Origin of the sequence: Coraliomargarita sinensis, from assembly GCF_003185655.1 — a bacterium.
Lineage (GTDB): Bacteria > Verrucomicrobiota > Verrucomicrobiia > Opitutales > Coraliomargaritaceae > Coraliomargarita_B > Coraliomargarita_B sinensis.
Genome location: NZ_QHJQ01000001.1, coordinates 111957 through 125702 on the forward strand (window position 1 = coordinate 111957; position 13746 = coordinate 125702).

At 56.1% G+C, this 13746-nt stretch carries 18 protein-coding genes; 9 read left to right on the forward strand and 9 right to left on the reverse strand.

The window, feature by feature from the left end; translation table 11 throughout:
• The first annotated feature begins 4 nt into the window (after positions 1-4).
• Both DDZ13_RS00500 and dapF read left to right on the forward strand, forming a co-directional pair.
• Entirely contained in the window at positions 5-1090 is a 1086-nt protein-coding gene (locus DDZ13_RS00500; RefSeq protein ID WP_158279711.1) for a mechanosensitive ion channel family protein, read from the forward strand.
• Positions 1091-1193: 103 nt separating this feature from the next.
• Positions 1194-2042: a diaminopimelate epimerase gene (dapF, locus tag DDZ13_RS00505; RefSeq protein ID WP_110129462.1), complete on the forward strand. Its 849-nt coding sequence runs from the start codon at positions 1194-1196 to the stop codon at positions 2040-2042.
• Between the two features lie 322 nt (positions 2043-2364).
• Here dapF and hemN read toward each other — a convergent pair whose 3' ends face one another.
• From hemN to DDZ13_RS00535, 6 genes are all read right to left on the reverse strand, one after another.
• Positions 2365-3729 carry an oxygen-independent coproporphyrinogen III oxidase gene (hemN, locus tag DDZ13_RS00515; protein WP_110129464.1) on the reverse strand — a complete coding sequence of 455 codons (1365 nt, stop codon included), beginning with the start codon at positions 3727-3729 and terminating at the stop codon, positions 2365-2367.
• Positions 3730-3847: 118 nt separating this feature from the next.
• Positions 3848-3976, reverse strand: a complete 129-nt coding sequence (locus DDZ13_RS15580) for an entericidin A/B family lipoprotein (protein ID WP_110129465.1) — start codon at positions 3974-3976, stop codon at positions 3848-3850.
• Between the two features lie 45 nt (positions 3977-4021).
• On the reverse strand, positions 4022-4258 hold the full coding sequence (locus DDZ13_RS15395; RefSeq protein ID WP_233246044.1) for a hypothetical protein: 237 nt from the start codon (positions 4256-4258) through the stop codon (positions 4022-4024).
• Positions 4259-4359: 101 nt separating this feature from the next.
• The gene (locus tag DDZ13_RS00525; protein WP_110129842.1) at positions 4360-5250 is read right to left on the reverse strand and encodes a glutathione S-transferase family protein; all 891 of its coding nucleotides are present in this window, start codon (positions 5248-5250) and stop codon (positions 4360-4362) included.
• Between the two features lie 204 nt (positions 5251-5454).
• Entirely contained in the window at positions 5455-6183 is a 729-nt protein-coding gene (locus DDZ13_RS00530) for a pirin family protein (RefSeq protein WP_110129466.1), read from the reverse strand.
• 33 nt (positions 6184-6216) lie between these two features.
• Positions 6217-6666 carry a MarR family winged helix-turn-helix transcriptional regulator gene (locus tag DDZ13_RS00535; RefSeq protein ID WP_110129467.1) on the reverse strand — a complete coding sequence of 150 codons (450 nt, stop codon included), beginning with the start codon at positions 6664-6666 and terminating at the stop codon, positions 6217-6219.
• Positions 6667-6771: 105 nt separating this feature from the next.
• Between DDZ13_RS00535 and DDZ13_RS00540 the strand changes: the two genes are divergently transcribed.
• The gene (locus tag DDZ13_RS00540; protein WP_110129468.1) at positions 6772-7644 is read left to right on the forward strand and encodes a sugar phosphate isomerase/epimerase family protein; all 873 of its coding nucleotides are present in this window, start codon (positions 6772-6774) and stop codon (positions 7642-7644) included.
• Between the two features lie 93 nt (positions 7645-7737).
• On the opposite strand, the gene DDZ13_RS00545 is transcribed toward DDZ13_RS00540, so the two are convergent.
• The 3 genes from DDZ13_RS00545 to DDZ13_RS00555 are packed head-to-tail and all read right to left on the reverse strand — an operon-like array spanning position 7738 to position 9608.
• A complete protein-coding gene (locus DDZ13_RS00545; protein WP_110129469.1) occupies positions 7738-8484 on the reverse strand; it encodes a TonB family protein in 747 nt (248 codons plus the stop codon).
• Complete coding sequence (locus DDZ13_RS00550; RefSeq protein ID WP_110129470.1) at positions 8484-8897, reverse strand: ExbD/TolR family protein; 414 nt, start codon at positions 8895-8897, stop codon at positions 8484-8486. The genes DDZ13_RS00545 and DDZ13_RS00550 overlap by 1 nt, the downstream gene beginning before the upstream one ends.
• Before the next feature lie 39 nt (positions 8898-8936).
• Positions 8937-9608: a MotA/TolQ/ExbB proton channel family protein gene (locus DDZ13_RS00555; protein WP_233246045.1), complete on the reverse strand. Its 672-nt coding sequence runs from the start codon at positions 9606-9608 to the stop codon at positions 8937-8939.
• A gap of 188 nt (positions 9609-9796) precedes the next feature.
• Between DDZ13_RS00555 and DDZ13_RS00560 the strand changes: the two genes are divergently transcribed.
• From DDZ13_RS00560 to arsB, 6 genes are all read left to right on the forward strand, one after another.
• A complete protein-coding gene (locus DDZ13_RS00560; protein ID WP_110129472.1) occupies positions 9797-10180 on the forward strand; it encodes an ArsR/SmtB family transcription factor in 384 nt (127 codons plus the stop codon).
• Between the two features lie 98 nt (positions 10181-10278).
• Positions 10279-10452 (forward strand): hypothetical protein, encoded by a 174-nt coding sequence (locus DDZ13_RS15400; protein WP_158279713.1) that lies wholly within the window; start codon positions 10279-10281, stop codon positions 10450-10452.
• A 155-nt stretch (positions 10453-10607) separates the two neighbouring features.
• Complete coding sequence (locus tag DDZ13_RS00565) at positions 10608-11561, forward strand: permease (protein ID WP_158279714.1); 954 nt, start codon at positions 10608-10610, stop codon at positions 11559-11561.
• Positions 11562-11621: 60 nt separating this feature from the next.
• The gene (locus DDZ13_RS00570) at positions 11622-12026 is read left to right on the forward strand and encodes a four helix bundle protein (RefSeq protein ID WP_110129474.1); all 405 of its coding nucleotides are present in this window, start codon (positions 11622-11624) and stop codon (positions 12024-12026) included.
• 119 nt (positions 12027-12145) lie between these two features.
• Positions 12146-12577: an arsenate reductase ArsC gene (locus DDZ13_RS00575; RefSeq protein WP_110129475.1), complete on the forward strand. Its 432-nt coding sequence runs from the start codon at positions 12146-12148 to the stop codon at positions 12575-12577.
• 4 nt (positions 12578-12581) lie between these two features.
• Complete coding sequence (gene arsB / locus DDZ13_RS00580; protein WP_110129476.1) at positions 12582-13682, forward strand: ACR3 family arsenite efflux transporter; 1101 nt, start codon at positions 12582-12584, stop codon at positions 13680-13682.
• Positions 13683-13746: the final 64 nt, after the last annotated feature.

Below are 13746 nucleotides of genomic sequence, written 5' to 3' on the forward strand. Positions count from 1 at the left end.
GTTTATGAATACGGAGATTGTGGCGGGGAATACCCTTTGGCGCATCACCGGACTGTTTGGCCTCCTGCTCGTCGGCTTTACCGCCGGTAAGCTGCTGAAGTTTATACTCTCCCGCCGGGCAGAACAGTTGCGCGAGCCGCGCCCGATCATCGCAGCGACCCTCGGGGCGATTGGACGGGCCGCTCCCTTTCTCGCTTTTGCCCTGGGCCTCGCCGCCGGCACCAGCTTGCTCGTTCTCAATGGTGCGAGTGAGCTGGTCGGCACCTGTGTCGCGATCGTCGTGACCCTGGCGATTTCCTGGACCGCGATCTGTCTGGTCGATGCCCCCAAAGCCTGGATGACCCAGCGGGCCGGGCAAACGGAGAGCAAGCTGGATGATATGCTCGCCCCCATCGTTTCGAAGAGCCTGATCGCGACTATTGTTGTTCTGACGGTGGTGCAAATTGCCCAGATTCTCAGCGGTAAGGAGATCACCTCGATTCTGGCCGGTCTCGGCATCGGCGGCCTGGCCTTCGCTCTCGCAGCGCAGGATACGATTAAAAATCTTTTCGGCTCCATGGTGCTTCTGGCCGACCGGCCCTTTGAAGTCGGTGACCGTATCGTCGTCGACAGCACCGACGGTACAGTCGAGACCGTCGGCATGCGCTCGACCCGGGTTCGAACGCTGACCGGTCACCTGGTTACGATCCCCAACGGAGAACTGGCCAATAAGTCGATCGAGAATGTCACCAAGCGGCCGCATATCCGGCGGATCTTTAACATCACCATCACCTACGACACCCCTCCCGCCAAGGTAGCCGAAGCCAAAGCTATTCTCGAGGAGATCATGAAAGACCACGAAGGCATGGACCCCGAATTTCCACCCCGGGTCTTCTTTAACGAGTTTCAAAACTCCGCGCTGAATCTCTTCTGCATTTACTGGTATCACCCGGCGCTGTGGTGGGACTATCTCGCCCTGACGGAGCGCATCAACATGCAGATCCTCGAGCGCTTCAACGAGGCCGGAATCGACTTTGCCTTCCCCACACAAACCGTCCATCTAGCCGGTGATCCCTCGCGGCCCCTGGAAGTGGGGGTGAAGGGAAGTTAGTGGTTGAGTGGTGGGTTGTTGCGTCGTTGAGTTGTTGGTTGTACCTGTCCTATCGGAAGCAAAACTCGCCACGGACCACTTAACCACTTAACTACATACGAACATGCAATTCAGCAAATATCACGCTCTCGGTAACGATTACCTTGTTCTCAATCCCAAGGACGGCGACCTGCCGGACGAAGCCGGCATCGTCCGGATTTGCCACCGCAACTTCGGGCTGGGCTCGGACGGCATCCTTTACGGTCCGCTCGACACGGATAAGGCCGACTTCGGCCTGCGCATTCTCAATCCGGATGGCTCTGAGGCGGAAAAGAGCGGCAACGGTCTGCGCATCTTCGCGCGTTATCTCTTTGATGCGGGCCTGGTTAAAAACGAAGCCTTTACGGTGGACACCCCGGGCGGCGTTGTTACCTGCAAGATCGCGGACAATGCGGAGTCCATCACGGTCGACATGGGTAAGGTCAACTTCGGCATGGACCACATCCCGGTCGACGGCCCCGAACAGGCCGATCACAACATTGGGCAGAAGCTCGACATCAACGGCACCGAATACACCGCTTACATTGCCGATATCGGCAACCCGCACTGCGTCATCCCGCAGCCGGAAATCAGCAAAGAACTCGCCTGTAAAGACGGTGCCGTCATTGAAAAACATTCCCTTTTCCCGAACCGCACCAACGTGCAATTCCTCAAGGTAATTGACCGCAACAATATCGAGATCGAGATATGGGAACGTGGTGCCGGCTACACACTTGCCTCCGGCTCCAGCAGCAGCGCCTCGGCCGCCGTCGCCCATCGCATCGGTCTCTGCGACAAGGAAATCACCGTGCACATGCCGGGCGGCAAGATCGGCATCACCATCGGCGACGACTTCGCCGTCCGCATGACCGGACCGGCGACCCGCGTCGCCAAGATGGACTTTGACGAGGAAGCGCTGGGGTTTTCGGTATAGAACATACGCTTTGTTGCGCCTATGTCCGTAGGGGCTGTGCTTGCGCATGCCCGGATCGCCGTTCAGGCGATGCCCCGAAAAGCACGGGAGGACCAGGGGTTATTCATTAAGCGGGTTTTGTTAGCGTTCCGCATTCATGCGGCCCCACCTCGGCTCAAAAACCGCCTAAAGGCGGTACTCCAACGGGGTCAATATACCCCCTGAAGACAAATGAATAAGCCCCGGCGGGAGCACAGCTTAAAAGGTGCTCTTAAATCCTGAGAGTTGCATGGTTCATGCGCCGCAGTGGCATGCGCAAGCGCAACCTCTAGGTTGTTTCGGCCTACACCGTCCGCGAGTACCGTCCTTCGGTTGCCGGCTCGAGATAGGCGTCGAAGCACATCGCGAGATTCCGGATGAAAAGGCGGCCCCGCTCGGTCACGTCCAGTCCCTCAGCCGTGAAATCGAGCAAGCCGTCGCTGGCGGGCTCCTTGAGCTGGTCCAGAGCACCGGCAAAGTGCTCCTGGAAATCAATGTCCCACTTCGCCGACATTTGTGCGTAGTTCAGGGAAAGATCACACATCAGGCGCATGATGACATCGGCCCGCAATTTATCTTCGTCGGTCAGCTCGTAGCCCTTAGCCACCGGCAGACGCCCGGACTCGACCATCGCGCGGTAACTCTCGATGTCCTTTACGTTCTGGCGGTAGCTGTCCGCGCCTTGCGAGATGCTGGAGATCCCGAAACCGCAGATCTCGACGCCGGCACGCGTGCTGTAGCCTTGGAAGTTCCGCTGCAGTGAGCACTCACGCTGTGCGACGACCAACTCGTCATCCGGCAAGGCAAAGTGGTCCATTCCGATATAGACATAGCCCTCGCGGGTCAGCCGTTCGATACAGAGCTTAAGCAGTTCGAGCTTTGTGCGCGCATCGGGCAGGCCCGCTTTTTCCAGAATTTTCTGCGCCGGCCGCATCCAGGGCACATGCGCGTAGTTAAAGATGGCAAAACGATCCGGCTTCAGCTCCAGAACCTGATCCAGCGTCTGATCGAAACTCTCCGGGGTCTGCAGCGGCAGCCCGTAAATCAGGTCGATGTTGACGGAGTCAAACCCGTTGGCCCGTAATGTTTCCATCGCCGCCACGTTCATTGCCTGCGGCTGCTCCCGATGGATAACCTTTTGCACTTCGGGGTTACTGTCCTGCACACCAAACGATGCACGGGTCAGGCCCATCCGGGCAAAGGCCTCGACATGCTCGGGGCTCAAACGACGGGGATCCAGCTCCACCGATTTTTCCGCGTCGGGCGTAAATTTGAAATGCTGGTCAATCATCGCCGCCAGGCGGTCGATTTGCTCGGGCCCGAAAAAGTTGGGCGTGCCCCCGCCGAAGTGTAGTTGAACCGCTTCGCGGTCCGCGCGGTGATGCCGCGCGAAAAGTTCGAGCTCTTTCTCCAACAAGTCCAGATAGTCGGTCGCCCGATTGCGATCGAGCGTGGGGATCATGTGACAGCCGCAGAACCAGCAGAGCGTTTCACAAAAGGGCAGATGGAAATAGAGCGATAGCGGCGCCTCGCCGGATTCCACGGAAGTCAGCAGCGGTGCCGGGTCCTGGTACTCACGGAAATGATTGGCCGGCGGGTAACTGGTATAGCGCGGCCCCGGCCGGTTGTACTTTTCGATGAGTTGCAAGTCCTGTTCGGAAATCCGCATAGCTCAAAAAAAATCCAGATCGCCCCGGCTGTCTATTATTAACCACGGGCGATCCTACCGCGGCATAAAAAAGGCGGAGCTCTCGCTCCGCCTCAAATTAAAATTGATGCCCAGCGGATTAATCGGCCGCCTCTTGCATGCTTTCGCCGGCGTCTTCCAGATCTTCGCCCACGCCGTCGAGCGTGTTACAACCCATGAGTGCCAGAACCGCAGTCAGTGCAGCGAGTAGTGTCAGATATTTTTTCATCTATTTTTCTTACTTTTTAGGATGTGTGGATCGTTTCTTTTTCAATTAATCGAGATCATCATCTTCGTGATCAATCGCGGTTGCGGCACCAGCGCCAGCAGCCGCGCCGGCTAAAAACATGCAGCCGCTCGTGCCGAGTAGACTGAATCCGAGGAGAGCGATAAGAATGATGCGGTGGGGTGATGGTTTATTATCTTTCATTGGTTTGCGATGGGGCTCGTTGCGATGGGTGAGTGTGATGATGTTACGCGGATGAACCGCGCTTATACTTGCTATAAGCATGCGCTCTTATTCGGATCAATGCAAGCGAGTTCCTGAATCCTTCGGCGACCGCGGAACCCTCTTACCGGGAACAGGCCGAGAGCCGATTCGCGCCCAACTGATTACACCCAGCCGAGTTCAGGACCGGCAGGCACAATACGGGACGGGTTCAAATCGTCGTGCGTGTAATAGTAATGTCGCTTGATTTGATTGAAGTTTACCGTCTCCGCTATGCCCGGGGAATGATAAATCTTTTCCAGATAAGTCTGCAGGGCGGGATAATCCGTAATGCGCTTCAGGTTGCATTTGAAATGACCGAAATAAACCGCATCGAAACGCACCAGAGTACAGAAGAGGCGGTAGTCGGTCTCAACGATGCGGTCGCCGAAGAGATAGGGGCCACCGCCAGCGAGTCGCCCTTCAAGTTTCTCCAGCGTGTCGAAGAGTTTTCGGAAGGCATCTTCATAAGCGCTCTGGCTCGAAGCGAAGCCGGCTTCGTATACCCCGTTGTTCACGTTTTCGTAAATTTCCTGACTGAGAGCGGCCTGTTCTGACTTCAGGTCCTCGGGGAAAAGGTCCACCGGACGCTGGGCCAAGGGCTTGAAGACCCCGGCCCACATCTCACAGATGTCGTCCTCCGAATTATTGACGATACGCTTGGCCTGCTTATCCCAAAGCACCGGGACAGTGACACGCTCGTCAAAATCGGGATCGGTCTTCTCATAGGCTTCAGAAAGATAATCGAAGCCCTCGACATCGTCCAGGCCATGTCCCTCCCCCTCCCGAAAGGCCCAGCCCTTTTCGTCGCGAATGGGATCCACGAAGTTCACGCTGACCACCTCCGCCAGCCCCATCAGATTGCGTGTCAGCCAAGCCCGGTGCGCCCAGGGGCAGGCCTTGCAGACATAGAGGTGGTAGCGTCCGGCTTCGGGGGTTTCCACCCAATCGCGGAATTCGTCCGGTTGACGTTCGAAAGAGCCGTCAGCGCCTTCTTCGTTGGGAAATTGTGCCATGGTGTAGTCGTGTTGATGATTGGTTTGCTTTGAATGGGGAAGGTCCGTTTTTTTCAACGTAGTCGCACCGCTTTAGCTGTGCGACCCGCATCGGGCAAGCGGTATCGTTTATACTGAGGGCAGGCGACTCGAGCAGGCTACCTAGGTTTTTCGAGTTATTTTTAATGTGAGCCAACGATGAAACGACAATTATGAGTGATTCCCTTAGCCTGAGGTGATCGGCAAATCGAAGAGCAATATTTTGGAAACGTCTTGCCCGCTCTGCCGAAGTTCAAGTTTGTCGAGGCCCGTCAAGGCCAGGGAGTCGCCTTCCGATAAAGCTTCCGCTGCCACAGTAATCTTCCCCGCCAATACGAAAAGCCAGAGGCCGCGGTCGACAGACGCGGGACGATACTTGATCGAAGCCCCCGCCGTGAGCTGCACGGTCCGCAGTTCCAGATCCTGGCGTATCGCCATGGCACCGTCGCGTCCATCGGACGAGAGGATGAGGCGCCACTGGTTTACCTGCTCGCCAATGATCGGCTGGTCGGCATAACGCGGTTCCAATCCCTTTGCACTAGGCTCGATCCATATTTGAAGAAAATGGACCGGTTTGTCCTTTGACGGGTTGAATTCACTGTGCCGCACCCCACTGCCTGCACTCATGTATTGGAGTTCTCCGGCCTGGATGATGCCTCCGTTGCCCAAACTGTCCCTATGCTCCAACTCGCCCTCGAGCACGATACTCACTATCTCCATATCTCGGTGAGGATGGGGCGGAAACCCGCCACCGGGTGCCACCCGGTCGTCGTTGACCACCCGTAGGGGACCGAAGCCCATGCGTTCCGGATCATAATGGCTGCCAAAGGAAAAACTGTGCCGACTATCGAGCCAGTCGATTCTCGTGTGCATCCGCTCTGCCGAGCGGGTCAGTTGCTTAATTGGGTTATTCATCTTGATGTAGAGGTATTAGCTTAAATTCTTGCACTACTGGGTCATTTTCTCCGCGTAGCCGCCAAGCTTACGGCACAGCTTGGCAAACTGGGCCCGTTCTTCATCGTTAAAGACCTCGAAAAGTTGATCCAGATTAGCTGCGTGTTCGGCAAAAGCCTTCGTAATGAGCTCACGCCCTGACTCGCTTAAGTGAACCAAAACCACACGCCGATCGAGTTCACTTTTCTCCCGCTTGACCAAGCCCTTCCGCTCCAGCCGATCCACCGCCGTGGTGATGGAACCACTGGTCAAAAGGACCTTTTCACCGATAGTGTTCACCGGGAGTGAGCCCTTGTGGAGCAGGACTTCCAGCACCGCAAAATCCGTCAGGGAGCTGAAGCCCGCATTGTTGATACCAGCCTGGTCATAGCGCATGACCGCATGGGAAGCTTTCCAGAAAAGAAGGAACAGGTGCGTGCCCGAATGCTGGTAAATCTTAGTCATGAAATATGTAGAAAAGCACTTTTGTCTTGATGTCAAGCATTCTGCGCTGCGAGGACCTATAATTTGACCTTGCGACACAGGAATCAGGTCCGTTATCTCCGTAAGATGCAACTAAGTGGATTTACCGACGAAGCCGGCAAGGACCTGGCGACCCAGATAAAAGCATGTAAGGAACTGGGCTGGACCCATCTCTCCGCCCGATCCATCGGCGGGACCAACATTCACGAGCTCTCGGAGGATGATTTTAGGCAGGCGGCCGACCAACTGGACGAGGCCGGCATTCAAGTGGTCGAGTTCGGATCGCTGATTGGCAATTGGGCCAAGCCGATTTCCTCGGATTTCGACATCACGCTGGCCGAGATCGATCGCGCCATTCCCCGCATGAAGCGGCTGAATACCAATTGCGTCCGCATCATGTCCTATGCCATGGAGCCCTGGGGCGAGAACCAGCAGGACACGGAACGCTTTCGCCGACTGCGTGAAATTGTAAAACGATTTGAGGGTGCCGGGCTTCAGGCGGTTCACGAGAACTGTCAAAACTACGGCGGCTTTTCCGCCGAGCACACCTTACGTCTGGTTGAGGAGGTTCCGGGCCTTAAACTGGTCTTTGATACCGGAAACCCGGTCTTTACCCGGGACCGCTCCAAGCCGGAGCCCCACCCCTGGCAGGATGCGCTGGAATTTTACCGAGCGGTCAAAGCGCATGTCGCGCATGTCCACGTGAAGGACTGCCTGAATCCGCCGGAAGGCAGTACGGAACCGGAAAAATACACCATGCCGGGCGAAGGTCAGGCCCGGCTTTTGGAAACGCTCAAAGAAATGAAGGCGGACGGCTATAACGGCGGCTTCGCCATCGAGCCGCACGTCGCCACGGTCTTCCACGTTCAGGACGGCCAGGAGCCCGACTGGCAGCAGTGCTACGACAGCTTTATCGCCTACGGCAAGGCCTTTGAGGCGATGGTGCGATCTCTGGATTAATCCTTGACCCGTAGAACAGCCGTCTCGGCTGTTTCGAAGCATACTGAGCCCTCCGAATTAACACAGGCGAGACGCCTGTGCTACGGACAAACCCTAATCCGTCATCCGGAAGGTCATGGTGAAACTGTGCCCTTGCCCGGTCGGTGTGGGGCCGGCGGACACGACTTTGCGGAAGGCCGCCAAGACAGACTGGTCGAAGGCGCTGTTACCGGAGCCCGGCTGCAGGCGGGCATTGGTCACCCGCCCCGTGGCCGAGACATCAAAGACCACTGTGGCCGCGACCCGCACTCCGGCGAGGCTGGCGGGCTTGGCCCAGGCCGCATCGATGCGGGTGCGCAACTTGGCGCTGTAGGTCCCCAGTGCGGACATCTGTTGTTGCGTGAGTGGTTGTGGGCGGGAAGCAGACGTCGGCGGATTTGATGGCACCACCAGTTTGGGCACTTCGATCCGGGGCGCTTCAACCGGTTTTCTCTGCTGGACTTGGCGGGGCTTGGGTTCGCGAATCGGATTCTTTTTCAAGAACTCTTCATAGGAAAGGACCTTGGGCTTGGGTGGGGACGGTGTCCGCGGTGCCGGTTCCGGCGGTGTATCCACGGGCTTGGGCACTTCCGCGACCTCGGGAACCGACGGCAAGTCCGGCATGGGAATCTCCGGCGCAGGCGGTGTTTCAACCGGTGTTTCAACGGCTTGCTGCTGGGCCGCCGGAGTGACCATTTCGAAAACGTGCGGCTTCTCCTTGGGCTTCAACGTCTCAATAATCGTGGCGAGAAAAAGTGCGACCAGCACGACGAGATGCAGAATCACCGAGGTCCAAAAAGGCTGGTCTTTGGGCAACTTCATTATTCAACCTTGGTATCCAAACTGATCTTGGAGAGCTTCCGCTGCTTGATCATATCGATGACCGTAATCACTTTCTGGTAGGGCAAGGTGGAGTCCGCACGAATACTGAGCACGGGCGGTGCCGGATCCATGGCCATGGTATCGAGTAGATCACCCAGCTGCTGTTGACTAACCTGATCCTCGCCCCAGTAGTAAAGACCGGCTTGATTGATGGAAATGCTCTGAAAGTCCTCGCGGTCGTCGGGCTGACTCTTGGCCGCCTCTACCGGCAGGTTGACTTCGATGGTCTGCTCCAAGAGAGGCGTGGTGATCATGAAGATGATCAGCAAGGCAAAGGCCAGGTCGATCAACGGGGTCACGTTGATCTCAGTCAGGGCGGAAAGCCGGTCTCTGCGATGAAATTTTCGGGCCACGCTTAGGAGTGAGAGTGAACGTTAAGGTGAGAGTGGTTTCTAATTCGAAGCGGCTTGTGATTCGAGCTCGATGCGGTCAGCCACGGTACTGGCAAAGTTCTCCAGTTCGACCACCGAGATCTTGGTCTGCTGCAGGAGGTAGTTGTAACCAAAGACGGAAGGAATCGCCACCACCAGACCGGCCACGGTCGTGAGCAAAGCACCCGAGACTCCCGGTGCCAGGCTTTGCAAGCTGGCCGAGCCCGCACCGGCCATACCGCCAAAGGCATCCATCACACCCCAAACCGTACCGAGCAGGCCGAGGAAAGGCGCCCCGGTCACAATCGAGCCAAGTACGACCATCTTTGCCTCATAGCGGATAATCTGGTCGGCCACGCCACGCTGCAGCGCGTTTTCCACGTGCCCCATCCGGAGCGTCGCCCGATGCGTGTCGGCCGAACCGACATCGTCACCATAACGGTAAAACGCCTCGATCGCTTCGCGTACGATGTTGTAATACGGGCCACTACCACGCCCCGGACGTTCGGGGTCGAGCGCAAGCAATTGCGATTCCTTACTCAGGACACGCTCGTAGCGGCGGTTCTGCGAACGGAGTTTCGAGAGATCCAGATATTTTCCCAGCATCACGGTCCAGGCAATAATACTGCAGATGCCCAGAATAAAGATGACGACCTTCCCGGCAAAATTGGACTGGGCGAAATAGGTAAACACATTCGGCCCGGAAGCGGCTTGGATCAGAAAAGAATCTAAGAAAAAGGTAAGGCTCATCGGCTGGAGTATCGTCACGTTAATGGAACAGACAGGAGATAAGCACAGCCGTTCAATATCCCGCCAGAATAAAAATAAAGAAGTCTCTTATATACTATTGACAGTATATACTAATTTAAGAATATAAAACCATGCCCGCATCACATCTTCTCAAATGTATGGCCGACCCACAGCGCCTACGCATCCTCAATCTTCTGGATGCCGGCCCGCTTTGCGTCTGTCACCTGCAGGAGATTCTGGACGCGCCGCAGGTGAAGATATCCAAGCAGCTCGCCATCCTGAAACAGGCGGGACTTATCGCGGCCGAACGTGAGGGCACCTGGATGATTTACCGCCTCCGCGAACCCGTCGACGGATTGCTCCATGCCAACCTAACTTATCTGCGTGAAGCAGAATGTGAGGAATGCCACGAACTTAAGACCGACCTCAAAGCCCGCGAAAAACTGGTCAAGCAATTGACGAAGCAGCCGTCTGATTGCCCCTCCCCAGTCTGCGAAACCATCGGCTGCTGTTAATCCGGGATGCGAGAGCCGAGTCGTATGATCCGATAAGTCGCTGCCTACAACAATCAAACCCTATCCCGTATCTCGCATCTCAAAAACACTTCAAAACCATGAGCGAAAAAGAACAAACCGATAAAAAGTCACACGATAACAGCCAGGAAAAGTCCGGCTTCTTCAAGCGTATCTTCACAAAGCTGGACCAATCCATGAAAGCGCAAGCCGACGAAAAAGCCAAAAGCAGCTGCTGTGGCGATAACGACGGCAAGGGCGGCAAGTGCTGCTAGTCGTGATCCGTGATCCGTGATCCGTGATCCGTGATGGAGCGTGAATCCACCTACGCCCGGTCTAGCAATTCGATCCATTATTTTAAATTTATCCCGCGTCCCGTATCGCGTATCCCGCCACCCGCATCCCGGATCTTGCATCACGATAAATGACCATGCTTGAAGCACTCGCCGACCTGCTCACCTATCAACTGCTGGGACTCGACCCGGAGACCCGGATCGGGGGGGCGCTGCATTTTTTCATCTACGATACGGTAAAAATCTTCCTGCTGCTGGCGGTGATGATTTTTGCCATCGGCGTGGTTCGCACCTGGCTGCCCGAAGACCGTCTGAAAAATTGGATGGGCCGGGGTGGCCTCTGGGGAAATTTCGTCGCCGCCCTCTTTGGTGCAATTACGCCCTTTTGCTCCTGCTCGTCGATCCCGATTTTCATCAGCCTGCTCAAAGCCGGTGTCCCCCTGGGAGTGACCTTCTCCTTCCTCATTACCTCCCCGATCATCAACGAATATCTCGTCATCCTCATGGTCGGTGAGTTCGGCCTGCCGGTGACCGTTGCCTACGTGGGAAGCGGGTTGCTCATCGGCACCCTCGCAGGAGCCGTACTTGGTAAGCTCAAATTGGAGAAGCATCTGGAGCGTGACATCATCGCCGCGGCCCACAGCGACTCGGAGATCATTGAGCACACCTTCGCCAGCCGTTTGCGCTACGGTTGGGACGAGGCGGTCAGTGTCATCCGGCAGATCTGGCTCTGGGTGATAGTCGGCGTCGGCATCGGTGCTTTTATCCACAACTACATCCCGCAGGAAACCATTCACGGCTTGATGGAGGCCACCGGCATCTTCTCCGTGCCCATCGCCACCGTTCTAGGCGTGCCCATGTACGGCAGCTGCGCCGCCATTGTGCCGATTGCCGTCGTCCTCTTCCAGAAAGGTATCCCACTCGGCACCGCCCTCGCCTTCATGATGGCCATGGCGGCACTCAGCCTCCCCGAAGCCATCATGCTGCGACGCACCATGCGCCTGCAACTGATCGCGATCTACTTCGGCATCACCACCGTCGCGATCATCTTTACCGGATATCTCCTGAATCTCTTGGCGCAGTTCCTTTGATACGAGATGCGGGATACGGGATACGGGATACGGGATACGGGATACGGGTTAAAACATACGATGAGTTATAAGGATTTACAGATTTGGCAGATAGCGCGCGAGTTGGTCATCGAGATTCACCAGATGAGTTTTCGCGAACTTCCTAAGCGTGAAGCCTATGAAGAGGCCTCGCAAATACGACGATCCATGAAATCGGTTCGCTCAAATATCGTCGAGGGCTACGGACGGCGGCGCTACAAGCAGGACTTCATTCGATTCCTCACCTACGCACACGCTTCCTGCGACGAAACCATCGACCATTTGGAAATCCTATGGGAAACAAGTTCTCTTAAAAATGAAGCTCTTTATGAAAAGCTACACCTCCGACTCAACCAACTAGGTGGCAAACTCAATCGCTTCATCACGTCAGTCGAAGCACAACACAACGACCAAATCAACGAAGACCCAGCTATCTACAACGAATAACATCCCGCCGCGTAAAAAAGCTACGCTTCACGCGGTTCCCCTCCCACCCCATATCTCACAACGCATCCCGTATCCCGCATCCCGTATCTCGTATCTCGTATCTCGCATCCCACAAACCCATGAAAAAAGTCCTCATCCTCTGCACCGGAAACTCCTGCCGCAGCCACATGGCTGAAGGTATTCTACGCGCCGCCGCCGGCGACCTCTTCGAGGTCTTCAGTGCCGGCTCCAAGCCTAAGGGCGAAGTCCATCCACTGGCGATTGAAGCGCTCAAGGAAATCAGCATCGATGCTTCCGGCCATAAGTCCGAGCACCTTGACCTCTATCTCAACGCGGGGATCGACACCGTCATCACCGTCTGCGGCAACGCTGACCAGGCCTGCCCGGCCTTTCCCGGAAAGATCACGCGTTACCACTGGGGCTTTGAAGACCCGCCTCACGCTCAGCGTGAGGGCGAGAGCGAACTCGACGCCTTCCGGCGTATTCGCGACGAGATCAAACTTGTCTTCGAGGCCTACGCCGCCGGTTACCGTGAAGGAATGACCGCTTAAGACGATGAAAACAACAGCCTCGAATACCAACAGCGCCTGCACCCCTTGCGCCAAGAAACTTGGGTTTCTCGACCGTTTTCTCACTTTGTGGATTTTTCTGGCGATGGCTGCCGGGGTCACCATCGGCGTACTTTTCGAAGGCGCGGAAGACTTCCTGGACAGGTTCAAAGTCGGCACGACCAACATTCCCATCGCCATTGGCCTGATCGTGATGATGTATCCGCCGCTGGCGAAAGTGCGCTACGAGGAAATGCCGCGTGTCTTTCGAAATCTCAAGGTGCTGGGACTTTCACTCGCGCAAAACTGGATCATCGGCCCGGCGCTCATGTTCCTACTGGCGATTCTCTTTCTCCAGGACTATCCGGAATACATGACCGGCGTCATCCTGATCGGTCTGGCCCGCTGTATTGCCATGGTCATCGTTTGGAATGAACTCGCGGAAGGTGATAACGAATACGCGGCCGGACTGGTGGCCTTTAACAGCCTCTTTCAAATTCTTTTTTTTAGCCTCTACGCCTGGGTTTTCATCACATTTTTGCCCGAGGTCTTTGGGTTCGAAGGCAGCGTGGTCGCCATCACCATGGGCGAGGTTGCCAAGAGTGTTTTCATTTATCTGGGCGTCCCCTTCATCGCCGGGATGTTGACGCGCTTTGTCGGGGTAAAACTAAGAGGCCGAGAATGGTACGAGAACAAATTCATCCCGAAAATCAGCCCTCTTACGCTCATCGCACTGCTCTTTACCATCGTCCTGATGTTCAGCTTCAAGGGTGAAAAGATCGTCGAGCTCCCCTTTGATGTGCTGCGCATCGCCGTGCCACTCACCATCTACTTCGTCATCATGTTCTTCGTTAGTTTCCTCATGGGCAAAGCAGTGGGAGCGGATTACAAACAGAGCGTCACGCTGAGCTTCACTGCCGCCAGCAACAATTTTGAACTGGCGATTGCCGTGGCCGTTGCCGTCTTCGGGATCGGCAGCGGGGTGGCTTTTGCCGCGGTCATCGGACCCCTGGTTGAAGTGCCCGTCATGATCGCCTTGGTCAATGTCGCCTTCTGGTTCCGGCGGAAGCTCTTCATCTCCCATCAAGCCGACGCCGCCGAAACATAACTTCGCCCAAGATAAGCCCGAAACGAGCGCCTGAATGAAACACGGAAACAAGCGGTTTCACAAC

Excerpts from the sequence above, each read along its gene's own strand:
- DDZ13_RS00525 (WP_110129842.1), bottom strand. The coding sequence starts at position 5,250 with ATGGCACAATTTCCCAACGAAGAAGGCGCTGACGGCTCTTTCGAACGT.
- DDZ13_RS15400 (WP_158279713.1), top strand. The coding sequence starts at position 10,279 with ATGAGCGAAAAAGAACAAACCGATAAAAAGTCACACGATAACAGCCAG.
- DDZ13_RS00575 (WP_110129475.1), top strand. The coding sequence starts at position 12,146 with ATGAAAAAAGTCCTCATCCTCTGCACCGGAAACTCCTGCCGCAGCCAC.
- DDZ13_RS00500 (WP_158279711.1), top strand. The coding sequence starts at position 5 with ATGAATACGGAGATTGTGGCGGGGAATACCCTTTGGCGCATCACCGGA.
- dapF (WP_110129462.1), top strand. The coding sequence starts at position 1,194 with ATGCAATTCAGCAAATATCACGCTCTCGGTAACGATTACCTTGTTCTC.
- DDZ13_RS00540 (WP_110129468.1), top strand. The coding sequence starts at position 6,772 with ATGCAACTAAGTGGATTTACCGACGAAGCCGGCAAGGACCTGGCGACC.
- DDZ13_RS00560 (WP_110129472.1), top strand. The coding sequence starts at position 9,797 with ATGCCCGCATCACATCTTCTCAAATGTATGGCCGACCCACAGCGCCTA.
- DDZ13_RS00565 (WP_158279714.1), top strand. The coding sequence starts at position 10,608 with ATGCTTGAAGCACTCGCCGACCTGCTCACCTATCAACTGCTGGGACTC.
- DDZ13_RS00530 (WP_110129466.1), bottom strand. The coding sequence starts at position 6,183 with ATGAATAACCCAATTAAGCAACTGACCCGCTCGGCAGAGCGGATGCAC.
- hemN (WP_110129464.1), bottom strand. The coding sequence starts at position 3,729 with ATGCGGATTTCCGAACAGGACTTGCAACTCATCGAAAAGTACAACCGG.
- DDZ13_RS00570 (WP_110129474.1), top strand. The coding sequence starts at position 11,622 with ATGAGTTATAAGGATTTACAGATTTGGCAGATAGCGCGCGAGTTGGTC.
- arsB (WP_110129476.1), top strand. The coding sequence starts at position 12,582 with ATGAAAACAACAGCCTCGAATACCAACAGCGCCTGCACCCCTTGCGCC.
- DDZ13_RS15580 (WP_110129465.1), bottom strand. The coding sequence starts at position 3,976 with ATGAAAAAATATCTGACACTACTCGCTGCACTGACTGCGGTTCTGGCA.
- DDZ13_RS00545 (WP_110129469.1), bottom strand. The coding sequence starts at position 8,484 with ATGAAGTTGCCCAAAGACCAGCCTTTTTGGACCTCGGTGATTCTGCAT.
- DDZ13_RS15395 (WP_233246044.1), bottom strand. The coding sequence starts at position 4,258 with ATGCTTATAGCAAGTATAAGCGCGGTTCATCCGCGTAACATCATCACA.
- DDZ13_RS00535 (WP_110129467.1), bottom strand. The coding sequence starts at position 6,666 with ATGACTAAGATTTACCAGCATTCGGGCACGCACCTGTTCCTTCTTTTC.